Annotated in this window: 20 protein-coding genes; 16 read left to right on the top strand and 4 right to left on the bottom strand. The window is 61.0% G+C overall.

Features of this window, described 5'->3' with window-relative positions; genetic code table 11:
- Positions 1 to 43 precede the first annotated feature (43 nt).
- Entirely contained in the window at positions 44 to 538 is a 495-nt protein-coding gene (locus tag GTQ41_RS06515; RefSeq protein WP_047292071.1) for an LEA type 2 family protein, read from the top strand.
- Positions 535 to 738 carry an SEC-C metal-binding domain-containing protein gene (locus GTQ41_RS06510; RefSeq protein ID WP_003198420.1) on the top strand — a complete coding sequence of 68 codons (204 nt, stop codon included), beginning with the start codon at positions 535 to 537 and terminating at the stop codon, positions 736 to 738. The genes GTQ41_RS06515 and GTQ41_RS06510 overlap by 4 nt, the downstream gene beginning before the upstream one ends.
- A 192-nt stretch (positions 739 to 930) precedes the next feature.
- On the opposite strand, the gene GTQ41_RS06505 is transcribed toward GTQ41_RS06510, so the two are convergent.
- Entirely contained in the window at positions 931 to 1,488 is a 558-nt protein-coding gene (locus GTQ41_RS06505; RefSeq protein WP_047292066.1) for a cysteine hydrolase family protein, read from the bottom strand.
- A 285-nt stretch (positions 1,489 to 1,773) separates the two neighbouring features.
- Here GTQ41_RS06505 and GTQ41_RS06500 point away from each other — a divergent pair, with 285 nt between their 5' ends.
- The 10 genes from GTQ41_RS06500 to pdeM all read left to right on the top strand — a co-directional run bounded on the left by GTQ41_RS06500 (position 1,774) and on the right by pdeM (position 15,028).
- The gene (locus tag GTQ41_RS06500; protein ID WP_047292063.1) at positions 1,774 to 4,224 is read left to right on the top strand and encodes a penicillin acylase family protein; all 2,451 of its coding nucleotides are present in this window, start codon (positions 1,774 to 1,776) and stop codon (positions 4,222 to 4,224) included.
- A 179-nt stretch (positions 4,225 to 4,403) separates the two neighbouring features.
- A complete protein-coding gene (locus GTQ41_RS06495) occupies positions 4,404 to 5,438 on the top strand; it encodes a ligase-associated DNA damage response exonuclease (protein ID WP_047292062.1) in 1,035 nt (344 codons plus the stop codon).
- Positions 5,435 to 7,123: an ATP-dependent DNA ligase gene (locus GTQ41_RS06490; RefSeq protein WP_047292060.1), complete on the top strand. Its 1,689-nt coding sequence runs from the start codon at positions 5,435 to 5,437 to the stop codon at positions 7,121 to 7,123. The genes GTQ41_RS06495 and GTQ41_RS06490 overlap by 4 nt, the downstream gene beginning before the upstream one ends.
- Positions 7,124 to 7,530: 407 nt before the next feature.
- Positions 7,531 to 8,313 carry a transporter substrate-binding domain-containing protein gene (locus tag GTQ41_RS06485; protein ID WP_003222321.1) on the top strand — a complete coding sequence of 261 codons (783 nt, stop codon included), beginning with the start codon at positions 7,531 to 7,533 and terminating at the stop codon, positions 8,311 to 8,313.
- A gap of 57 nt (positions 8,314 to 8,370) precedes the next feature.
- Positions 8,371 to 9,099, top strand: coding sequence for an ABC transporter permease (locus GTQ41_RS06480; RefSeq protein ID WP_003222319.1), 729 nt, complete (start codon positions 8,371 to 8,373; stop codon positions 9,097 to 9,099).
- Positions 9,096 to 9,806, top strand: coding sequence for an ABC transporter permease (locus tag GTQ41_RS06475; protein ID WP_047292057.1), 711 nt, complete (start codon positions 9,096 to 9,098; stop codon positions 9,804 to 9,806). Before GTQ41_RS06480 ends, GTQ41_RS06475 begins: the two co-directional genes overlap by 4 nt.
- Positions 9,807 to 9,817: 11 nt before the next feature.
- On the top strand, positions 9,818 to 10,936 hold the full coding sequence (locus GTQ41_RS06470; RefSeq protein WP_047292055.1) for a succinylglutamate desuccinylase/aspartoacylase family protein: 1,119 nt from the start codon (positions 9,818 to 9,820) through the stop codon (positions 10,934 to 10,936).
- 13 nt (positions 10,937 to 10,949) lie between these two features.
- Entirely contained in the window at positions 10,950 to 11,714 is a 765-nt protein-coding gene (locus GTQ41_RS06465) for an ABC transporter ATP-binding protein (RefSeq protein WP_047292052.1), read from the top strand.
- Positions 11,715 to 11,885: 171 nt separating this feature from the next.
- Positions 11,886 to 14,375, top strand: coding sequence for a ligase-associated DNA damage response DEXH box helicase (locus tag GTQ41_RS06460; RefSeq protein ID WP_047292050.1), 2,490 nt, complete (start codon positions 11,886 to 11,888; stop codon positions 14,373 to 14,375).
- Positions 14,372 to 15,028, top strand: coding sequence for a ligase-associated DNA damage response endonuclease PdeM (gene pdeM, locus GTQ41_RS06455; protein ID WP_047292049.1), 657 nt, complete (start codon positions 14,372 to 14,374; stop codon positions 15,026 to 15,028). The genes GTQ41_RS06460 and pdeM overlap by 4 nt, the downstream gene beginning before the upstream one ends.
- A gap of 45 nt (positions 15,029 to 15,073) precedes the next feature.
- On the opposite strand, the gene GTQ41_RS06450 is transcribed toward pdeM, so the two are convergent.
- Positions 15,074 to 15,283 carry a hypothetical protein gene (locus tag GTQ41_RS06450; RefSeq protein ID WP_047292047.1) on the bottom strand — a complete coding sequence of 70 codons (210 nt, stop codon included), beginning with the start codon at positions 15,281 to 15,283 and terminating at the stop codon, positions 15,074 to 15,076.
- 102 nt (positions 15,284 to 15,385) lie between these two features.
- A complete protein-coding gene (dcd, locus tag GTQ41_RS06445; protein WP_003222308.1) occupies positions 15,386 to 15,952 on the bottom strand; it encodes a dCTP deaminase in 567 nt (188 codons plus the stop codon).
- Between the two features lie 353 nt (positions 15,953 to 16,305).
- Here dcd and GTQ41_RS06440 point away from each other — a divergent pair, with 353 nt between their 5' ends.
- Positions 16,306 to 16,515 (top strand): cold-shock protein, encoded by a 210-nt coding sequence (locus GTQ41_RS06440; protein WP_002554837.1) that lies wholly within the window; start codon positions 16,306 to 16,308, stop codon positions 16,513 to 16,515.
- Between the two features lie 163 nt (positions 16,516 to 16,678).
- Here GTQ41_RS06440 and GTQ41_RS06435 read toward each other — a convergent pair whose 3' ends face one another.
- Positions 16,679 to 17,686: a DUF481 domain-containing protein gene (locus GTQ41_RS06435; protein ID WP_047292045.1), complete on the bottom strand. Its 1,008-nt coding sequence runs from the start codon at positions 17,684 to 17,686 to the stop codon at positions 16,679 to 16,681.
- Between the two features lie 166 nt (positions 17,687 to 17,852).
- Between GTQ41_RS06435 and GTQ41_RS06430 the strand changes: the two genes are divergently transcribed.
- The 3 genes from GTQ41_RS06430 (at position 17,853) to GTQ41_RS06420 (ending at position 21,654) form a co-directional block, all read left to right on the top strand.
- On the top strand, positions 17,853 to 18,206 hold the full coding sequence (locus GTQ41_RS06430; RefSeq protein WP_047292044.1) for an MGMT family protein: 354 nt from the start codon (positions 17,853 to 17,855) through the stop codon (positions 18,204 to 18,206).
- Positions 18,207 to 18,249: 43 nt separating this feature from the next.
- On the top strand, positions 18,250 to 19,809 hold the full coding sequence (locus tag GTQ41_RS06425) for an AmpG family muropeptide MFS transporter (protein WP_041070722.1): 1,560 nt from the start codon (positions 18,250 to 18,252) through the stop codon (positions 19,807 to 19,809).
- A gap of 129 nt (positions 19,810 to 19,938) precedes the next feature.
- Positions 19,939 to 21,654 (top strand): proline--tRNA ligase, encoded by a 1,716-nt coding sequence (locus tag GTQ41_RS06420; RefSeq protein ID WP_047292016.1) that lies wholly within the window; start codon positions 19,939 to 19,941, stop codon positions 21,652 to 21,654.
- The last annotated feature ends 10 nt before the right edge of the window (positions 21,655 to 21,664 follow it).

Genomic DNA, 21,664 nt, shown 5'->3' with positions numbered 1-21,664 from the left:
GCGATCTTTTAGCGTCTAGACTGCCAGCAAAGGGAGTTAACTCATGCTCGGACTATGGCGCACACTCAACATTCTTCCCCTGCTGCTGATCCTGAACCTCGGCGGTTGCGCCTCATGGTTCAGCGACGACAGCGTCGATCCCGCCGTCCACCTCGTGAAAGTCGAGGTGGTGCGGGCCAAATTGCTCGAACAGAAATTCATCCTGCATTTTCGCATCGACAATCCCAACGACAGCGACCTGACCGTGCGCGGCATGGAATACCGCATTCATCTGGCGGATATGTTGTTGGCCGAAGGCGAGCATGAACACTGGATCACCGTGGGGCCGAAAAGCAGCGCGTTCTATCGGATACCGATCCGCACCAACCTGTGGCCACGGGTCAAGGAGGTGGTGAAAATGCTGAAAAGTCCGCACCAGCAGGTGCCTTACCGACTGCAAGGCGAGATGGAAACCGGTTTATTCATCGCCCACTACGTGCACCTGGAGCGCAATGGCGTGATAATCCCCGCCGATTTAATTCCGGAGCACAACCGATGACTCAGCAACCTCATGTCCATGGCCCTGACTGCAACCACGATCATGACCATCATCACGATCACGACCATGGCCATGTCCACGGCCCGAACTGCGGCCACGCTCACCAGGAACCGGTGCGCAACGCCCTGAAAGACGTCGGGCGCAACGACCCTTGCCCTTGCGGCAACGGCAAGAAATTCAAGAAGTGCCACGGCGCTTGATTTTCCGGTGAAGATATTCTTCGCCTGAAAGATCGCTATCGCGAGCAAGCTCACTCCTACATTCGAGCGTATTCCTCCATCTGGAATGCGATCACTGTGGGAGCTGGCTTGCCAGCGATGAGGCCGGCACATCCAGCATTGATGTAGCCTGACGCTCCGCTATCGCTGGCAAGCCAGCTCCCCACAGGTTTCTCAGGCGACTGCGAGAATCTGCGCAGCACTGACCACCGTCGCATACTCCCCGTGCAAATTCCCCAGCGACATCCCGTGCACCTCTTCGGCTGAACGCGGCGTACCGAAATAATCGGCCTTGTCGAAGGTAAAACACGCGTCCTCCGCCACCCAGGCGTCAAATCCCAGATTGCCCGCCGTACGCGCTGTGGATTCCACCGAGTTGTGGGTCGCCACACCGACAATGATCAATTGCCCGATCCCCGCCTCACGCAACCGTGCCTCCAATCCCATGGCGCAAAAGGCGTCCGGCACCTGTTTCTGGATCAGCCATTCGCCGTCCTGCGGCATGAATCGCTGCTGAATCTCCACCCCGGACTGCCCGGGCCAGAACACCGAATCCGCTTCACGGGACAGATGCTGCACATGAATCACCGGCCGCCCGCTGCTGCGCCACGCCCTCAGTAAATCGAGCATGCGTTCTTCGGCCTGCGGATTATTCCGTCGGCCCAGGCGCGGCTGCAGAATGCCTTGTTGCTGGTCGATGATGATCAGTGCCGCGTTGGCCTTGAGTTCCATGGCGTTTTTTCTCATGCGGGTCAGTGAACTTCCCGCACTTCAACATCACCTCCAGGTATCAGGCAAGTGCATAAGACCAACCCTCCAAGATCAAAAGATCGCAGCCTGCGGCAGCTCCTACAGGGTGTACTCAATCCAATGCAGGAGCTGCCGCAGGCTGCGATCTTCTCCATTCGACAGAATTACACAAATAACCCCCGCGCCCGCTTGCGCGGCCACCGCCCGCTCACTAACGTAGCGGCTTTATTGCGCCCCCAGCCTCTACACCCCCGCAGGAGCTTTGCCATGGCCTCGCCAGCCCTTACACATTTTCTTCCCCGGTTCGGCGTTGCCGCAGCAGTGACCGGTGTCTTGAGCCTGTCCGGTTGCCAGACCTGGAACGCGCAGGACACCCTCCCGCCTACCTCCGGCGTACAAGCGCTCAAGGGGCTGGCACAGAACGTTTCGGTGCGTCGCAATGCGATGGGCATGCCGTTGATCGAAAGCAACAGTTTCCACGACGCGCTGTTCACCCTCGGTTACGTGCATGCCAGCGACCGCATCAACCAGATGGTCACCCTGCGCCTGCTGGCCCAGGGCCGTCTGGCGGAAATGTCCGGCGCCTCAATGCTCGACGCTGACCGCTACATGCGCGCGGTCAACCTGAAGAAAAGCGCCGACGAGCTGTACAAGGCCTCGTCGCCCCGCCTCAAGCGTTTCTTCGAAGTCTATGCGCGAGGCGTCAACGCCTACCTGTTCCGTTACGCCGACAAATTGCCGGGCGACCTCGCATCCAGCGGCTACAAGCCGGAATACTGGAAACCGGAAGACTCGGCGCTGCTGTTCGCGCTGCTGAACTTCAGCCAGTCGGCCAACCTGCCGGAGGAAATTTCCTCGCTGGTGCTGGCGCAAACCGTGACCAGCGACAAACTCGCCTGGCTGACCCCGTCTGCACCGGATGAAAACCTGCCGCTGGCCGAGGCCGACAAGCTGCAAGGCCTCAAACTCAACGGACAGATCCCTGGCCTGAGCGAACTGAGCAACGCCAGCCAACAATTGGCGGCGGTGAATCTGCTGGGCGCCAGCACCTCGAACAACTGGGCGATCGCCCCGCAACGCAGCCGCAGCGGCAAGAGCCTTCTTGCCAGCGACAGTCATGGGCCATTGGCCGCGCCGTCGCTGTGGACCTTCGTGCAGATCCGCGCGCCGAAATATCAGGCTGCCGGTGTCACGCTTGCCGGTTTGCCGATGGTACTCGGCGGTTTCAACGGCAAAGTGGCGTGGAGCGCCACCAGCGTGCTCGGCGACAACCAGGACCTGTTCCTGGAAAAAATCCGCCGTCAGGGCAGCAGCCTGACCTACGAGGTCAACGGCAAATGGCAGCCGCTGAGCGTGCGCAACGAAACCTATTTCGTCAAAGGCCAGCGGCCGATTCGCGAAGCGGTGTATGAAACCCGACACGGTGCACTGCTCAACAGTGCCCAGGCGGCGGCACAGGGCAACGGTTTTGGCCTGGCCCTGCAAACCCCGAACTTCATCGACGACAAATCGCTGGACGCTTTTTTCGACCTGACCCGCGCGCAGAACGTTGAACGCGCTTCGGACGCCAGTCGCGAAATCCGCGCCATCGCCCTGAACATGGTGTTCGCCGACGCCAGCAATATTGGCTGGCAAGTCACCGGGCGTTTCCCCAACCGTCGTGAAGGCGAAGGCCTGCTGCCATCGCCGGGCTGGGAAGGCCGCTACGACTGGGACGGTTACGCCGACCCGATGCTTCACCCCTACGATCAGGACCCGACCCAGGGCTGGCTCGGCACGGCCAACCAGCGGGTGATTCCTCACGGCTACGGCATGCAGTTGTCCAACTCGTGGGCGGCGCCGGAGCGCGGCGAGCGTTTGGCGGAACTGGCCGGCAGCGGCAAACAGGACGGTCGCAGCGTGATCGCCATGCAGTACGACCAGACCACCACCTTCGCCGCCAAGCTGAAGAAAATGTTTGAAGCGCCGGGCATGAAGCAGCCGCTGAAACAGGCGATCGACGCCCTGCCGGAAGCCGATCGCAGCAAGGCGCGCGAGGCCTTCAGCCGCTTGATGGCGTTCGACGGCAAACTCAGCCCGACCTCGGCGGATGCGGCGATCTATGAGCTGTTCCTGCAAGCAAGCATGAAGCAGATCTTCCTCGATGAGCTCGGCCCCGAGTCGAGCCCGGCGTGGAAAGCCTTTGTTGCCAATGGCGACTTGTCCTACGCGGCGCAGGCCGATCACCTGCTCGGTCGCGAAGACAGCCCGTTCTGGGATGACATCCACACCCCGCAGAAAGAAGACAAGGCGCAGATTCTGGCGCGCAGTCTGGCGGCCGCGATCAACGCCGGCGACAGTCAGTTGGGTGGCGATCACAAGGCCTGGCAGTGGGGCAAACTGCACAGCTACACATGGAAAAACGCCAACGGCCAGACCGTTCGCGGCCCACTGGCAGCCGGTGGCGATCACACCACGCTCAATACCTCGGCATTTGCCTGGGGTCAGGACTTCGACACCACGCGGGCGCCGTCGATGCGTTTCATTGTCGACTTCAGCCAGACCGAACCCTTGATGGGGCAGAACGCTACCGGCCAGTCCGGCAACCCGGCCAGCCCGAATTACCTCAATGGCATTGATGCGTGGCTCAAGGGTCAGTACATCGGTTTGCCGATGCAGCCGCAGAACTTTGACCGGGTGTATGGCAAGACGCGTTTGACCCTCACCCCGGGCAAATAAACGCTAGAGCAAGATCAAAAGATCGCAGCCTTCGGCAGCTCCTACATGGGAATGGTGAACATCCTGCAGGAGCTGCCGAAGGCTGCGATCTTTTGCTTTTCGCCCCACATAAAAACCCGATAGAACTTCCGGACTCGCGCCCACCTCATAGCTAACAAGCCCTCCATCCTGGTAACGACATGGACCTTGTTATCGCCCGCCCTGAAGGTTTGTACTGCCCTGCCGGGGATTTCTATATTGATCCGTGGCGCCCGGTCGAGCGCTCGGTGATCACCCATGCCCACGGCGATCACGCCCGTAACGGCAATCAGCACTACCTTGCCAGCAGCGCCAGCGAAGGGATTTTGCGCGCGCGCCTGGGTCAGGACATCAACCTGCAAACCCTCACCTACGGCCAGCGGCTGACCCACCACGGCGTGACCTTGAGTTTCCATCCGGCCGGGCATGTGCTCGGTTCGGCCCAGGTGCGTCTGGAATACGGCGGTGAAGTCTGGGTCGCGTCCGGCGACTACAAGATCGAACCCGATGGCACCTGCGCGCCGTTCGAACCGGTGCGCTGCCACACCTTTATCACCGAATCGACCTTCGGCCTGCCGATCTACCGCTGGCAGCCACAGGCGCAGGTGTTCAGCGAGATCAACCAGTGGTGGCAGGCAAACATCGCGGCGGGCAAGGCCAGCGTGCTGTTCTGTTATTCATTCGGCAAGGCTCAGCGGATCCTGCATGGCATCGACGCCAGCCTCGGTCCGATCCTCAGTCACGGTGCCGTCGAGCCGCTGAACCGGGTCTACCGCGAGGCCGGCGTGTACCTGCCGCCGACGATCTACGCCGGCGACATCAAAAAATCCGACCCGATCATGCGTCAGGCGCTGGTCATCGCCCCGCCCTCGGCCGGTGGCAGCACCTGGATGCGCCGGTTCGGTGATTTCAGCGATGCGTTTGCCAGCGGCTGGATGCGCCTGCGCGGCACCCGCCGGCGGCGCGGCGTGGATCGTGGTTTCGTGCTGTCGGATCACGCCGATTGGCCGGGCCTGCTCTGGGCGATCGAACAGACCGGCGCCGAACGGGTGATGGTCACCCACGGTTCGATCGGCGTGCTGGTGCGCCATCTGCGTGAACAAGGCCTGGATGCGCAGGGCTTCAACACCGAATACGGCGACGATGAAGAGGAAAACATTGACGCCGAACCTGCTATCGCCGAGGTGCAAGCATGAAAGCCTTCGCCGAGTTGTATGCCGAACTCGACGCCACCACGTCCAGCAACGCCAAACTGGCCGCCATGCAAGCCTACTTCGCCCAGGCGGCGCCGCAGGATGCGGCGTGGGCGGTATATTTTCTGTCCGGCGGACGCCCGCGACAACTGGTGCCAGTGCGCATCCTGCGCGAACTGGCGGTGGAGGTTTCGGGGCTGCAGCCATGGCTGTTCGAAGAAAGTTATCAATCCGTCGGCGATCTGGCGGAGACCATTTCCCTGGTGCTCCCGGAAAATTCGCACAGCTCCGAGGCCGGCCTGGCCGAATGGATCGAAGACAAGCTGCTGCCGCTGCGCGGTGAAACCCCGGAGTATCTCGCCCGCCAACTGCCCGCACTGTGGGCGCAGCTGGACCGGCCGAGCCTGATGTTGTGCATCAAATTGATCACCGGCAGCTTTCGCGTCGGCGTGTCGAAACTGTTGGTCACTCGCGCATTGGCATCGATGGCCGGCCTCGACAGCAAACGTGTGGCGCAGCGTCTGGTGGGTTACACCGACCTGTCGAACCGGCCGAACGCGGCCAGCTACCTGAAACTGATCGCCCCGGAATCCGCCGACGAACACGCTCAGCGCGGCGGCCAGCCCTACCCGTTTTTCCTCGCCCATGCCTTGTCGCAACCGGTGGAAGAGTTCGAAACCTTGCTGGGCCCGGCGAGCAACTGGCAGGTGGAATGGAAGTGGGACGGGATCCGCGCGCAGGTGGTCAAGCGCGAGGGTCGGTTGTGGGTCTGGTCGCGCGGTGAAGAACTGGTGACCGAACGCTTTCCCGAATTCGATACGTTGATCCACGCGTTACCCGACGGCACGGTGATCGACGGCGAAATCGTGGTCTGGAAAAGCACCCACCCCAGCACTGAAGACGCGTTCGACCCGCAATCAACAGTTGCGCCGGCGGTGCAACCCTTCGCCCTGCTGCAGCAACGGATCGGGCGTAAAACCCTCGACAAGAAGATCCTCGAAGAAGTGCCGGTGGTGCTGCTCGCCTACGACTTGCTGGAGTGGCAGGGCGAAGACTGGCGCAATCGTCCGCAGGCCGAACGGCGTGCGCAACTGGAACAAGTGATCGCCCACGGTAACAACCCGGTGTTACTGGCCTCGCCGATGCTCACTGGCAGTGACTGGTTCGACCTCGCCCGGCAACGCGAAGCCTCACGGCGACTGGGGGTCGAGGGCATGATGCTCAAGGCCCGCGACGCCCTGTATGGCGTGGGCCGGACCAAGGACATGGGCGTGTGGTGGAAGTGGAAGGTCGACCCGTTCAGCGTCGATGCGGTATTGATCTACGCCCAGCGCGGCCATGGCCGGCGCGCCAGTCTGTACAGCGATTACACCTTCGCCGTGTGGGACGGACCGCCCGAATCCAGCCAACGGGCGCTGGTGCCGTTCGCCAAGGCCTATTCGGGGCTGACCGACGAGGAGATGCGTCAGGTCGACAGCATCGTGCGCAAGACCACCGTGGAAAAATTCGGCCCGGTCAGCAGCGTCAAACCGAGTCTGGTGTTCGAACTGGGTTTTGAAGGAATCGCCCTGTCGCGACGGCACAAGAGCGGCATTGCCGTGCGTTTTCCGCGCATGCTGCGCTGGCGCCAGGACAAGACAGTGGATGAGGCCGACAGCCTGGCGACGTTGCAGGATTTGCTGGCCTGACCCGGTTTCCGGGGACAAACCTCCAATCATCCTGAATGAATTCCCTGTGGTGAGGGGATTTATCCCCGATCGGCTGCGCAGCAGCCGCAAATGCGGTACGCGCGGTTTGCTGAAAGAACACTGGGGGCCGCTTCGCAGCCCATCGGGGATAAATCCCCTCACCACAAATCACCTCACCCCTGGTCCTCTCAACCACAGAAAAATGCGTGTCTCGACCCAACTTGGTGCAGCCTTCAACAGCCGCCCGGTTCCGCGCACCAAACCCTCTCCCTCGTCCCTCCCCCAACCTTTTAAAACACTTGTTCGGGACTCTGGTTCGGAAATTGCTACTTTCTATAGGTCGTACGCGTTCCAGTAACAATAATTCTGCGCCACAAGCGCTCATATTGGTTCTTAGGGATTGAATAATGAAAAAAGCATTGCTGACCCTTTCTGCACTGGCGTTGTGCATGGCTGCCGGCTCCGCGCTGGCCAAGGAATACAAAGAGCTGCGTTTTGGCGTTGATCCTTCCTACGCACCGTTCGAGTCGAAAGCGGCCGACGGCAGCCTGGTGGGCTTCGACATCGACCTGGGCAACGCGATCTGCGCCGAGCTGAAGGTCAAGTGCAAATGGGTTGAAAGCGACTTCGACGGCATGATTCCGGGCCTCAACGCCAACAAATTCGACGGTGTGATCTCGTCGATGACCGTGACCCCGGCCCGTGAAAAGGCGATCGATTTCTCCAGCGAACTGTTCTCCGGCCCGACTTCCTACGTGTTCAAGAAGGGTTCCGGCCTGAGCGATGACGTCGCTTCCCTCAAGGGCAAATCCGTCGGTTACGAGCAAGGCACCATCCAGGAAGCCTACGCCAAGGCCGTACTGGAGAAGGCCGGGGTGAAAATCCAGGCTTACGCCAACCAGGACCAGGTCTACGCCGACCTGAAAAACGGCCGCCTCGACGCCTCGATCCAGGACATGCTGCAAGCCGAACTGGGCTTTTTGAAGTCGCCGGATGGCGCCAACTACGAAGTCAGCAAGCCGGTCGACAGCGAATTGCTGCCAGCCAAAACCGCTGTCGGTATTAAGAAAGGTAACAAAGAGCTGAAGGCGCTTTTAGATAAAGGTATCAAAGCGTTACACGATGACGGCAAATACGCCGAGATTCAAAAGAAACACTTTGGCGATCTGAATCTGTACAGCGGTAAATAATGCCCTGGCGCCCATCATTCGATGGGCGCCTTTTCCATCCGCTCAGGTTGCTGATTTATGTTCGAAAACCTCTTACAAAATCTGGGGCTCTCCGCCTTCAGCCTCAAGGGCTTCGGTCCATTGCTGTTGGAAGGCACCTGGATGACCATCAAATTGTCGGCGTTGTCGCTGCTGGTGGCCGTGTTGCTCGGTCTCTTGGGCGCCAGTGCCAAACTGTCGAAATCCAAACTGCTGCGCCTGCCTGCCCAGCTCTACACCACGCTGATCCGCGGCGTGCCGGATCTGGTGCTGATGCTGCTGATTTTCTACAGCCTGCAAACCTGGCTGACCGCCCTGACCGACGTCATGGAGTGGGACTACATCGAAATCGACTCCTTTACCGCCGGGGTGATCACGCTGGGCTTCATCTATGGTGCGTATTTCACCGAAACCTTCCGTGGCGCGATTCTCGCCGTACCGCGCGGTCAGGTCGAAGCGGCCACCGCCTACGGCCTGAAACGCGGCCAGCGCTTTCGCTTCGTGGTGTTCCCGCAAATGATGCGTTTTGCCCTGCCGGGCATTGGCAACAACTGGATGGTAATGCTCAAGGCCACTGCGCTGGTGTCGATCATCGGTCTGGCGGATCTGGTCAAAGCCGCGCAGGACGCCGGTAAAAGCACCTATCAACTGTTCTACTTCCTGGTACTCGCCGCCTTGATCTATCTGCTGATCACCAGTGCATCCAACGTTATACTGCGCTGGCTTGAACGTCGTTACGCCGCCGGTGCCCGGGAGGCCGTACGATGATCGAACTCCTGCAGGAATACTGGAAACCCTTCCTTTATACCGACGGCACCAACATCACCGGGCTGGCGATGACGATGTGGTTGCTCAGCGCCTCGATCTTCATCGGGTTCCTGGCATCGATCCCGCTGTCGATTGCCCGGGTCTCGTCGCGCTTCTATGTGCGCTGGCCGGTGCAGTTCTACACCTACCTGTTCCGTGGCACGCCGCTCTATATCCAGTTGCTGATCTGCTACACCGGGATCTACAGCCTGGCCGCCGTGCGCGCGCAGCCGTTGCTCGACAGTTTCTTTCGCGATGCGATGAACTGCACGATCCTCGCGTTTGCCTTGAACACCTGCGCCTACACCACGGAGATTTTCGCCGGGGCGATCCGCAGCATGAACCACGGTGAAGTCGAAGCGGCCAAGGCCTACGGTCTGACCGGCTGGAAGCTGTATGCCTACGTGATCATGCCCTCGGCGCTGCGCCGTTCGTTGCCGTATTACAGCAACGAAGTGATCCTGATGCTGCACTCGACCACCGTGGCCTTCACCGCGACCATCCCCGACATCCTGAAAGTGGCACGGGACGCCAACTCGGCGACCTACCTGACCTTCCAGTCGTTCGGCATCGCCGCGCTGATCTACCTGACCATCACCTTCGCGCTGGTCGGCCTGTTCCGCCTCGCCGAACGCCGATGGCTGGCCTTCCTCGGGCCGACCCACTAGGAAACCCTGTAATGCGACACCAGATCCATGACCTGTTGGCCCCGGTGCCGGGGACCGCACGCCAGATCCACAGCTTCCACTTCGGCCCGGAGCAGGCCCAAGGCAAGATCTACATCCAGTCCTCGCTGCATGCCGACGAAATGCCCGGCATGCTCGTGGCCTGGCACCTCAAGCAGCGCCTGGCGGAGCTGGAAGCCGCCGGGCGCCTGCGCAGTCAGATCGTGCTGGTGCCGGTGGCCAATCCGGTCGGCCTCGAACAAGTGCTGATGGACGTGCCGCTGGGCCGTTACGAGATGGAAAGCGGGCAGAATTTCAATCGCTGGTTCGTCGACCTCAGCGAAGAAATCGGCAACGCCATCGAGGGCCAGCTGGGCGACGACCCGCAGCGCAACCTTGAGCTGATCCGCGCCAGCCTGCGCAACGCCCTCGCCCGCCAGACACCCGCCACACAACTGCAATCCCAGCGCCTGACCCTGCAACGGCTGGCGTGTGATGCCGACATGGTGCTGGATCTGCACTGCGATTTCGAATCGGTGGTTCACCTCTACACCACGCCCGAGGCGTGGCCGCAGGTCGAGCCGCTGGCGCGTTACATCGAAGCCCAGGCAAGCTTGCTGGCCACCGATTCCGGCGGCCAGTCGTTCGACGAATGCTTCACCCTGCTGTGGTGGCAACTGCAGGAACGCTTTGGCGAGCACTTCGAGATTCCGCTGGGCAGTTTTTCAGTGACCGTGGAGTTGCGCGGCCAGGGTGACGTCAATCACCCGATGGCCAGTCGTGACTGCCAGGCCTTGATCGATTACCTGATCCAGTTCGATGCGATCGTCGGCGAGACCAAGCCGCAGCCGCCCCTGCCCTTCCCCGCCACGCCGCTGGCCGGCGTCGAACCGGTGACCACGCCGGTCGGCGGCTTGCTGGTGTACACCGCCACGGCCGGGCAATACCTGCAAGCCGGGCAACAGATTGCCGAAATCATCGACCCGATCCACGACCGGGTCACCCCCATTCATTGCACCGCTGCCGGCGTCATGTACGCCCGCTCGCTGCGGCGCATGGCCACTGCCGGCATGGTGATCGCCCACGTGGCCGGCGCCGAAGCCTATCGCAGCGGCTATCTACTTTCGCCTTGAGGATGTCTGTCCCATGTACAAATTGACGGTTGAAGGTCTGCACAAAAGCTATGGCGACCATCAGGTACTCAAAGGCGTTTCGCTCAAGGCCAGAACCGGCGACGTGATCAGCCTGATCGGCGCCAGCGGCTCGGGCAAAAGCACCTTTTTGCGCTGCATCAACTTCCTCGAACAACCCAACGATGGCGCCATGAGCCTCGACGGCCAGGCGATTCGCATGGTCACCGACCGCCACGGCATGCATGTCGCCGACCCGAATGAACTGCAACGCCTGCGCACGCGACTGGCGATGGTGTTCCAGCACTTCAACCTGTGGAGCCACATGACCGTGCTGGAAAACATCACCATGGCCCCGCGCCGGGTGCTCGGTTGCAGCAAACAGGAAGCGGAAGACCGCGCCCGCCGTTATCTGGACAAGGTTGGCCTGCCGGCGCGCGTCGCCGATCAGTACCCGGCGTTTCTCTCCGGCGGCCAGCAACAGCGGGTGGCGATTGCCCGGGCGCTGGCGATGGAGCCGGAAGTGATGCTGTTCGACGAACCGACCTCGGCCCTCGACCCGGAGCTGGTGGGCGAAGTGCTGCGGGTGATTCAGGGGCTGGCCGAGGAAGGCCGGACGATGATCATGGTGACCCATGAAATGAGCTTCGCCCGGAAGGTCTCCAGCCAGGTGTTGTTCCTGCATCAAGGGCTGGTGGAAGAAGAAGGCGCGCCGGAAGACGTTCTGGGCAACCCGAAGAGCGAACGGCTGAAGCAGTTCCTCAGCGGTAACCTCAAGTAACCCGAATCCCTTGTGTAGGAGCTGCCGCAGGCTGCGATATTTTGATCTTGAAAGGCAACATCAAAAGATCGCAGCCTGCGGCAGCTCCTACACGGGGATTGCGGCGTGATTAAACCTTTCGCCAGTCGGCGCGGTCACTGAAGGAACACGTTCAGAGCGCACGCCGCCGGTATGCCCACCTCCACCGACCTCGCAAAAACCTGGTTCAACGCACGCAACTGGAAGCCGTTCGCCTTTCAAAAGCAGGTGTGGGCCGCCGTCAAACAAGGTCAGTCGGGGTTGCTCCACGCCAGCACCGGCGCCGGTAAAACCTATGCAGTGTGGTTCGCCGCGCTCAACCGCTTCGCCCGCATCAAACCCAGCGTTGCAGACAGCAAAAAACGCAAAGCGCCAGCCGAACCGCTGACCGTGTTGTGGATCACGCCGATGCGCGCCCTCGCTGCCGACACCGCGCGTGCCCTGCAAACGCCCGTCACTGATTTGCAGATTCCATGGAGTATCGGTCTGCGCACCGGCGACACCAGCAGCGCTGAACGCGCACGTCAGGGCCGACGCCTGCCGACCACGCTGATCACCACCCCGGAAAGCCTGACCCTGCTGCTCGCCCGCGCCGACGCACAAACCGCACTGTCGAGCCTGCGCATGATCGTCGTCGATGAATGGCACGAACTGCTCGGCAACAAACGCGGCGTACAGCTGCAACTGGCCCTCGCCCGCCTGCGCCACTGGCAACCGGAACTGATCGTCTGGGGCGTGTCCGCGACCCTCGGTAATCAAGCTCACGCCGAACAGGTGCTGATCCCACAGGGCGGCGGGATCAGCGTGCAGGGCCAGAGCGAAAAATCACTCAAGGTCGACACCTTGATCCCGCCCGCCATCGAACGTTTTCCGTGGGCCGGGCACATGGGTCTGAAGATGCTGCCGCAGGTTGTCGCCGAACTCGACGCCTGCGCCAGCAGCCTGGTCTTCACCAACACCCGCGCGCAGTCGGAGATCTGGTATCAGGCGTTGCTCGAAGCGCGGCCTGACTGGGCCGGGTTGATCGCACTGCACCACAGTTCGCTGGCCCGCGAGACCCGCGACTGGGTCGAGCAAGCGTTGAAGGACGGGCAGTTGAAAGCCGTAGTCTGCACCTCGAGCCTGGATCTGGGCGTGGACTTTCTGCCCGTCGAGCGGGTGTTGCAAATCGGCTCGGCCAAGGGCGTGGCGCGGCTGATGCAACGCGCCGGGCGCTCCGGTCACGCGCCGGGGCGCACCTCGCGAGTGACGCTGGTGCCGACCCACAGCCTGGAACTGATCGAAGCCGTCGCCGCACGCGATGCCGTGGCGCAGCGACTCATCGAACCGCGCCTGTCGCCGCACCAACCGCTGGATGTGCTGGTGCAGCATTTGGTCAGCATGGCGCTGGGCGGTGGCTTTATTCCCGAGGCGCTGTACGAAGAAGTCCGTGGTGCCTGGGCTTATCGAGACCTGACGCTGGCGGACTGGGCCTGGGCGCTGGCGTTCGTACGTCACGGCGGGCTGTCTCTGACAGCCTATCCGGATTACCGCCGGGTCGAACCGGACGAAAACGGCGTCTGGCGCGTCCCCGATGCACGGCTCGCCCGCCGTCATCGCATGAGCATCGGCACCATCGTCAGCGATGCGAGCATCCATCTGAAATTCTGGAGCAAGGGTGGCGGCGGCAAGCAATTGGGCAGCGTCGAGGAAGGTTTTATTGCGCGGCTGAAACCGGGTGACGGCTTTCTGTTCGCCGGACGCTTGCTGGAATTGGTGCGGGTGGAAAACATGACCGCGTACGTCAAACGCAGCACCGCAAAGAAAGCCGCCGTGCCGCGCTGGAATGGCGGGCGGATGCCGCTTTCCAACGAATTGGCCGCCGCCGTGGTCAGTCGCTTCACAGCAGCCGCGCGGGGTGAGTTTGTCGGCCCGGAAATGCACGCGCTGCAACCGTTGCTGCAAACCCAGGCGCGCTGGTCGGGTCTGCCCACTTCCGACAGTCTGTTGGCGGAGGTGCTGAAATCCCGCGAAGGCTGGCATCTTTTCCTCTACCCGTTTGCCGGGCGCCAGGTGCATTTGGGGCTCGCCAGCCTGTTGGCGTGGCGCATGAGCCAGCGCCAGCCGCTGACGTTTTCGATTGCGGTCAATGATTACGGGCTGGAGTTGCTCAGCGCCACACCGGTCGATTGGTCCGGGCAATTCGATGCAGCACTGCTCAGCCCCGAGCAGCTGCTGCGCGACGTGCTCGCCAGCCTGAATGCCGGGGAGCTGGCGTTGCGGCGCTTTCGCGAAATTGCGCGAATCGCCGGGCTGGTGTTCGCCGGCTATCCCGGCGCACCGAAAAGTACCCGTCAGGTGCAGGCCTCCAGCGGATTGTTCTTCGAAGTATTCAAGCAATACGACGCCGACAACCTGCTGCTGGCCCAGGCCGGGGAAGAAGTCTTGCGGGAAGAACTGGATATCCGTCGTCTGGAACAGACATTGGAGCGAATCAACCGGATGAAACTGGACATGCACCTGATCAAACGGCCTACACCGCTGGGCTTTCCGTTGCTGGTGGAGCGCATGCGCGAAAGCATGAGCTCGGAAAAACTTGCCGATCGCATCCGGCGCATGGTCGGCGATCTGGAGCAATCCGCCGACAAGGGTCAAGCCTCATGAGTGCAGCGTATCCCGTGCGCCTGGCCGGCGAGGAACTCTGGCTGCTGCCGGAAAAGGCTCTGTACTGGCCAGCGCAGCAAGCGCTGCTGATCGCCGACGTGCATTTCGGCAAGGCTGCGGCGTACCGCAGCCTCGGCCAGCCGGTGCCACAAGGCACCACGACGGCGAACATCGAAGTGCTCGACCGTTTGCTGGCGAGGCTGCCCTGCCGGCAGCTGATTTTCCTCGGTGACTTTCTGCACGGTCCCGGCTCGCATTCGGCGGGCACGCTCAATGCCTTGGCCGAATGGCGCGCACGTCACGCGGATCTGCCGATGACACTGATTCGCGGCAACCACGACAAACGCGCCGGGGACCCGCCAGCGGCACTGAATATCCGCGTGGTTCCGGAACCGATGCTGCTCGGGCCGTTTGCCTTGCAACACGAACCCGACCCGCACCCGGAACGGCATGTGCTGGCCGGGCACGTGCATCCCGTCTATCGGCTTAACGGCAAAGGGCGGCAGCGCTTGCGTCTGGCGTGCTTCCGGCTGGGCGAAGGTTTGAGCCTGCTGCCAGCGTTTGGCGCGTTTACCGGCGGCTTTGCGGTAGAGAAAGATGGCAACTGCAGGATTTTCGTCGTCGGCGACAACGAAATATGGCCAGTCAGCTGAGGTACAGGGCACACCTCGGCCAACTGGCCATTATCGGGCAGCGGCTCAAGCCACTGGCGCGGGTGGCGGCTCGTCCGGCAGCGTCGGCTCGCCCGGTTCGGTCGGTTGTTCGTTGGGAGTATCGGGATCAGGCTGACCGGGAATGCCGCCAGCCATATGGAAAGCCGGGTGTGCCAACAATGACCAGGCCAAAACGCCAACCTGATTGGGCTCAAGCCTTGCCAGTTCGGCGGTGATATGCGGATCGATCTTCATGCAACCTCCTCGGCGAAGGCCCGTTTTGCCAGAAGCAAAAACGGGCAGTACACCCCATAGAGTGCCTGCCCGCCAAAGAATTCCCGCGAACTGCCGGACGGATCAGGTACGCGGCAGGGTCACGCCACGCTGGCCTTGATACTTGCCGCCGCGATCCTTATAGGAAACTTCGCATTGTTCGTCGGATTCGAGGAACAGCATCTGCGCCACACCTTCGTTGGCGTAAATCTTCGCCGGCAGGTTGGTGGTGTTGGAAAACTCCAGCGTCACATGACCTTCCCACTCAGGCTCGAGCGGGGTGACGTTGACGATGATGCCGCAACGCGCATAGGTGCTTTTACCCAGGCAGATGGTCAATACGTTGCGCGGAATGCGGAAGTACTCGACGGTGCTGGCCAGGGCGAAGGAGTTCGGCGGAATGATGCAGACGTCGCTGTGGATGTCGACAAAGCTGCCGGCGTCGAAGTTTTTCGGGTCGACGATCGCCGAATTGATGTTGGTGAACACCTTGAAATGGTTGGTGCAACGCACATCGTAGCCGTAGCTCGACACACCGTAGGAGATCACACGGCTGTCGTCGCTGCCGCGCACCTGGCGCTCGACGAAAGGCTCGATCATGCCGTGTTCCTGCGCCATGCGGCGAATCCACTTGTCCGATTTGATGCTCATGGCGGGTGTCCTGAATAGCGAGGTGGAAAAAATCTGTCCGGCATCTTACCGGGCGCGCCGCCGGGTTCAAAGTGTGCGCTGCAATTCTCGGCGAACACGCTGGAAATACGCGTCCTGGCGACGAAGCGTCACACCGCCGATCCTTAAAACAGAGAAACCTTCGCAAGAAGCATTGGCACGTTCCGGAAAAAGGGTTAAGGTGGCGCCACTGTGCTGCTTGTGTCACTGAGAATCTCTACACGATATGTTGAATTTCGATCCAACCATCTACAAGAATTTTTCCTGCTCTTTGCACTCAGTCTCGGCCAGGGTTCTTCCTGAGTCGCAGTTATCTTTGTTCAAGGAGTTACACCATGTCTAATCGCCAAACCGGTACCGTTAAGTGGTTCAACGATGAAAAAGGCTTCGGCTTCATCACTCCACAATCCGGTGACGACCTGTTCGTTCACTTCAAAGCTATCCAATCCGACGGCTTCAAAAGCCTGAAAGAAGGCCAACAGGTTTCTTTCATCGCTACCCGCGGTCAGAAAGGCATGCAAGCTGAAGAAGTACAAGTTATCTAACTTGTAGCTTCTTTAGAAAAGAGCCCCGCCCTCAAAAGCGGGGCTTTTTTGTGGGTGTCTGTTTTCCAGACGCAAAAAAAGATCGCAGCCTGCGGCAGCTACTACGGGATAAATACCATTCCCCTGTAGGCGCTGCCGCAGGCTGCGATCTTTTGCTTGTGCCTTACCAGGCCACGCCAAACCCTGCGGTGTAGCGGGTCTTGTTCAAATCTGCGTCCTTCGTGCCACTGATGATGTCGCGCTCGGCCTTGAGATTGAGCGACGCCCAGTCAGTAACCTTGTAACGCAGCCCCATCTCGGCATCCAGCGCGTAATTGGCCACATCCGACAGCGGCTTGCCCAGTTCGCCGTTGGTGAAGAACTCGACCTTCTTGCCAATCAGGTAGCGGTTGTAATCCCACTTCATGGCGACCGAATAGAAATTATCCTTGCCGCCATCGCTGTACTCGTAATCGGTGCGGTTGAGCAGCGAGCCGAGCGAGAACGCCCCCAGCTCGTCGTCCCAGAACTGGTAGCCCGGACCGGTACCGACCACGCGCTGACGTGACAGCTCTTCAACGTAATCACGCTTGTAGTTCAGGCGCCCCTGCCAGAACCACTTGTCGGTGAGGAAACGGTCGAGCGCGTATTCAGCGCGCCAGTTATTGGTGGTGACTTCGTCGTCCTGCACCTCGCGGTTGTATTCGCCCTCGGCAGTGTGCCGCCAGCGACCATGACGTGCCGTGGTCTTGAAGTCGATGTCGTAATCGTCGGTGTCCTTTTCCGCCCGCTGATAGTCCATCGCCAGACCGATATTGCCTTTCCACACCAGATCTTCGACCACCGGTTTCGGTTTGAGAATCTGCTGGATACTCGCCAGCTCGACGGTTTTCGGCGCCTCGCCGTTGGCCAGAGTGACCTTGCCGTCATCGGCGGCGGTCAGCGACTTGGCCTTTTCACCGTTGTAGGCGTCCTGTTTGACCAGCAGTTCCTGATCGCTCTGCAGGGTCTTGACCTCTTTCCAGTCAATGGTGACCGCACCCGCATACTGGGTCTGAATCAGCAATTTGCCGCCATCGAAAACGGAAATCTTGCCACTCATTTTGTCACCGTTCTTCAACCAGACGGTGTCGGCAAGTAGGGGCGTAGACGCACTGAAAACAGCAAGGCACAGCAGGGTTCTGGACAGCATAAGCAGTTCAAGGGCTCAAGTTTGCGAAAAAAGGTCGGCATTATCCGTAGGAATAAGACCCTGACAAGGACTGACCGAGCGATTTCCATTGAGTTCATTTCTCATCTGGCCGACGAGCGATTACGCTTAAGCCCATCCACACGACTGATGTTCAGGAACCGCACCGGTGAAAGAGCCGAACCCTCCCGATGAAAGCGAAGTGCAAATCCGACGCACGGCGCTTTATTCGACCCTTGCCCAAGTACCTGAAGGCAAAGTGGTCAGCTATGGTCAGCTGGCCGAACTCGCGGGTCTGGGGCGTGCCGCCCGCTGGGTTGGCCGGACCCTCAGCCAACTACCCGGCGATACCAGACTGCCGTGGCACCGGGTATTGGGTGCCGGCGGTCGGATCAGCCTGCCGCTGGGCAGCCCTTCGGGGGACGAACAACGGGCACGATTACGTTCTGAAGGCGTCACCATCCTGAACAATCGTGTGGATATTCAGCGCCATGGCTGGCGTCCGATAGAGCACAGCGGTTAGAGTGCGCGCTTTGTTTTCGCAATCTTGAGGCAGACTTCAGCCCATGCCCCGTAAAACCTGGCGCGCCGCGCTAGCCGCCTATGCCAGTCCTTCGACGCTCGTGCTGTTGTTGCTCGGTTTTGCTGCCGGCCTGCCGTACATGCTGGTGTTTTCGACGCTGTCCGTCTGGCTGCGCGAAGCCGGCGTTGCCCGTGAGACCATCGGCTACGCCAGCCTGATCGGCCTGGCCTACGCCTTCAAATGGGTCTGGTCACCGCTGCTCGACCAATGGCGCCTGCCTTTATTGGGCAAGCTCGGCCGCCGCCGTTCGTGGCTGGTGCTCTCGCAGTCTTTAGTGATTTTGGGCCTGATCGGCATGGGCTTCTGTGATCCGCAGAAACACCTGTCCTGGCTGATCGCCATTGCCGTTATCGTCGCCTTTGCCTCCGCCACCCAAGACATTGCGGTCGACGCCTATCGCCTGGAAATCGCCGACGACAGCCGTCAGGCCGCACTGGCCGCCAGTTACATGTCCGGCTACCGCGTCGCCGCCCTGCTGGCCACGGCGGGCGCGCTGTTTTTCGCCGAAGGCTTCGGCTCCACCGGCTTCAACTACCAACATTCAGCCTGGACCGGCACCTACGCCCTGTTCGGGGTGTTGATGGTCCCTGCCCTGTTGACCTCGCTGCTGATGCGCGAACCGCCCGTGCCATTGCGCACGCAGTTGCAGGCCGGTCGCTACAGCTTCGTCCATCAACTGGCCTCGGTATTCGTGCTGATCGTGTTGCTGGTATCGGTTCCGGCAATGTTCACTCAGCTCTACAACACCGATTTCGCCAGCGTACTGTTCGGTCAGATGAGTCCGCTCGACCTACTGCTCGAAGACCGCGCCTTCTTGCGTGCAATCCTCTATACCCTGCTCACCGGCCTGTGCCTGTCGACCATGGGCCGTCGCGGCCTGGCGCCAGTGCTGACGCCGGTCAACGACTTCATCCTGCGCTACCGCTGGCAGGCGTTGCTGCTGCTCGGACTGATCGCCACGTATCGGATGTCCGATACGGTAATGGGCGTGATGGCCAACGTGTTCTACATCGACCAGGGCTTCACCAAGGATCAGATCGCCAGCGTGAGCAAGATCTTTGGCCTGATCATGACCCTCGTCGGTGCCGGCATGGGCGGCCTGCTGATCGTGCGGTTCGGCATCCTGCCGATCCTGTTCATCGGTGGCGCGGCTTCGGCGGCGACCAACCTGCTGTTTGTGATGCTGGCCGACATGGGGCCGAACTTGCAGATGCTGGTGGTGACCATCTCCCTCGACAATTTCAGTTCCGGGCTCGCCACCTCGGCGTTCGTCGCCTACCTGTCGAGCCTGACCAACCTCAAGTTCTCGGCCACCCAGTACGCCCTGCTCAGTTCGATCATGCTGTTGCTACCGCGTCTGATGGGCGGTTACTCCGGCGTCATGGTCGAGAAGTTCGGCTACCACAACTTTTTCATGATCACCGCGCTGCTCGGTGTGCCGACGCTGGTGCTGATCGCCCTGCACTGGTTCCAGGAAAATCGCCGTGCGGGCCCGACGCCAACGCCCGAGCCTGCACCGACCTCCGTCGTCGAAGAGTCGTAGGACATTCCAGATACGGCGGGAGGATTCCCGCCGTCGAGCCTCACCGCCAAGCGCAATCCTGTACGTCGGCAAATCTCGCCGGTACACTGCTCCGTCATTTCCAGTCATAGCAACCGACAACGGCCAACCATGCGCACCAGTCAATTTTTGCTCGCCACACAGAAAGAAACGCCTTCCGATGCGGTCGTCGTCAGCCACCAGCTGATGCTGCGCGCCGGCATGATTCGCAAACTCGCTTCGGGCCTGTACACCTGGCTGCCGATGGGCTTGCGGGTAATGCGCAAGGTTGAAGCCATCGTTCGCGAAGAAATGAACGCTGCCGGTTCTCTTGAAGTGTTGATGCCGAGCACCCAACCGGCCGAGCTGTGGCAGGAATCGGGGCGCTGGGAAGAATACGGCCCTGAGCTGCTGCGCATCAAAGACCGCCACGGTCGCGACTTCTGCGCGGGCCCGACTCACGAAGAAGTGATCACCGATCTGATGCGCAACGAATTGAGCAGCTACAAGCAGCTGCCGATCAACCTGTACCAGATCCAGACCAAGTTCCGTGACGAAATCCGCCCACGCTTCGGCTTGATGCGTGGTCGTGAATTCATCATGAAGGACGCCTACTCGTTCCACGCCGATAAGGCTTCGCTGCAGGTCACCTACGACCGCATGCATCAGGCGTACTGCAACGTGTTCACCCGCCTGGGCCTGAAGTTCCGTCCGGTTGAGGCCGACAATGGTTCGATCGGTGGCGCTGGCTCTCACGAGTTCCACGTGCTGGCCGAGTCCGGCGAAGACGACATCGTCTTCAGCAACGGTTCCGACTACGCGGCGAACATCGAGAAAGCCGAAGCCGTGCCACGCGAAACCTCGCGTCCGGCACCGGCCGAAGAGCTGCGCCTGGTCGACACCCCGGAGACCAAGACCATTGCCGCGCTGGTGGAAAAATTCAATCTGCCGATTGAAAAGACCATCAAGACCCTGATCGTCCACGCCGAAGAGCCAGGCAAGCTGATTGCCCTGATCATCCGTGGCGACCACGAGCTCAACGAAATCAAGGCGGCCAACCAGCCAGGCGTCGCCAGCCCGCTGGTCATGGCTTCCGATGCCGAACTGCGTGACGCCATTGGCGCCGGCGCCGGTTCCCTCGGCCCGCTGAACCTGCCACTGCCGATCATCATCGATCGCTCGGTCGAACTGATGAGCGACTTCGGCATCGGTGCGAACATCGACGACAAGCACTACTTCGGCGTGAACTGGGAGCGCGATCTGCCGGTTCCGACCGTCGCCGACCTGCGTAACGTCGTGGCCGGCGACCCAAGCCCGGACGGCAAAGGCACGCTGGAAATCAAGCGCGGCATCGAAGTCGGGCACATCTTCCAGCTGGGCAACAAGTACAGCAAGGCGATGAAGTGCGAAGTGCTGGGCGAGAACGGCAAGCCGGTCACGCTGGAGATGGGTTGCTACGGTATCGGCGTATCCCGCGTGGTCGCTGCCGCCATCGAGCAGAACAACGACGACAAAGGCATCATCTGGAGCGACACCCTGGCGCCGTTCCAGATCGCCCTGGTACCGCTGCGCTATGAAACCGAGCAGGTGCGCGAAGCCACTGACAAGCTGTACGCAGAACTGACGGCGGCCGGTTTCGAAGTGTTGCTGGACGATCGCGACAAGAAAACCAGCCCGGGCATCAAGTTTGCGGACATGGAGCTGATCGGCATTCCTCACCGGATCGTGGTCAGTGACCGCGGCCTCGCCGAAGGCAACCTGGAATACAAGAGCCGCACCGAGGCCGAAGCGCAAGCGCTGCCGGTCGCCGATGTGCTGTCCTTCCTTCAGGCCCGTATCCGCCGCTGAATCCAGATAG

This window comes from Pseudomonas sp. AN-B15, from assembly GCF_019056475.1.
Classification (GTDB): Bacteria; Pseudomonadota; Gammaproteobacteria; order Pseudomonadales; family Pseudomonadaceae; genus Aquipseudomonas; species Aquipseudomonas parakoreensis.
Note: the sequence above shows the minus strand (reverse complement) of the source record. Positions and strands in the feature narration are given on the sequence as shown.

Excerpts from the sequence above, each read along its gene's own strand:
- GTQ41_RS06515 (WP_047292071.1), top strand. The coding sequence starts at position 44 with ATGCTCGGACTATGGCGCACACTCAACATTCTTCCCCTGCTGCTGATC.
- GTQ41_RS06510 (WP_003198420.1), top strand. The coding sequence starts at position 535 with ATGACTCAGCAACCTCATGTCCATGGCCCTGACTGCAACCACGATCAT.
- GTQ41_RS06505 (WP_047292066.1), bottom strand. The coding sequence starts at position 1,488 with ATGGAACTCAAGGCCAACGCGGCACTGATCATCATCGACCAGCAACAA.
- GTQ41_RS06500 (WP_047292063.1), top strand. The coding sequence starts at position 1,774 with ATGGCCTCGCCAGCCCTTACACATTTTCTTCCCCGGTTCGGCGTTGCC.
- GTQ41_RS06495 (WP_047292062.1), top strand. The coding sequence starts at position 4,404 with ATGGACCTTGTTATCGCCCGCCCTGAAGGTTTGTACTGCCCTGCCGGG.
- GTQ41_RS06490 (WP_047292060.1), top strand. The coding sequence starts at position 5,435 with ATGAAAGCCTTCGCCGAGTTGTATGCCGAACTCGACGCCACCACGTCC.
- GTQ41_RS06485 (WP_003222321.1), top strand. The coding sequence starts at position 7,531 with ATGAAAAAAGCATTGCTGACCCTTTCTGCACTGGCGTTGTGCATGGCT.
- GTQ41_RS06480 (WP_003222319.1), top strand. The coding sequence starts at position 8,371 with ATGTTCGAAAACCTCTTACAAAATCTGGGGCTCTCCGCCTTCAGCCTC.
- GTQ41_RS06475 (WP_047292057.1), top strand. The coding sequence starts at position 9,096 with ATGATCGAACTCCTGCAGGAATACTGGAAACCCTTCCTTTATACCGAC.
- GTQ41_RS06470 (WP_047292055.1), top strand. The coding sequence starts at position 9,818 with ATGCGACACCAGATCCATGACCTGTTGGCCCCGGTGCCGGGGACCGCA.
- GTQ41_RS06465 (WP_047292052.1), top strand. The coding sequence starts at position 10,950 with ATGTACAAATTGACGGTTGAAGGTCTGCACAAAAGCTATGGCGACCAT.
- GTQ41_RS06460 (WP_047292050.1), top strand. The coding sequence starts at position 11,886 with ATGCCCACCTCCACCGACCTCGCAAAAACCTGGTTCAACGCACGCAAC.
- pdeM (WP_047292049.1), top strand. The coding sequence starts at position 14,372 with ATGAGTGCAGCGTATCCCGTGCGCCTGGCCGGCGAGGAACTCTGGCTG.
- GTQ41_RS06450 (WP_047292047.1), bottom strand. The coding sequence starts at position 15,283 with ATGAAGATCGATCCGCATATCACCGCCGAACTGGCAAGGCTTGAGCCC.
- dcd (WP_003222308.1), bottom strand. The coding sequence starts at position 15,952 with ATGAGCATCAAATCGGACAAGTGGATTCGCCGCATGGCGCAGGAACAC.
- GTQ41_RS06440 (WP_002554837.1), top strand. The coding sequence starts at position 16,306 with ATGTCTAATCGCCAAACCGGTACCGTTAAGTGGTTCAACGATGAAAAA.
- GTQ41_RS06435 (WP_047292045.1), bottom strand. The coding sequence starts at position 17,686 with ATGCTGTCCAGAACCCTGCTGTGCCTTGCTGTTTTCAGTGCGTCTACG.
- GTQ41_RS06425 (WP_041070722.1), top strand. The coding sequence starts at position 18,250 with ATGCCCCGTAAAACCTGGCGCGCCGCGCTAGCCGCCTATGCCAGTCCT.
- GTQ41_RS06420 (WP_047292016.1), top strand. The coding sequence starts at position 19,939 with ATGCGCACCAGTCAATTTTTGCTCGCCACACAGAAAGAAACGCCTTCC.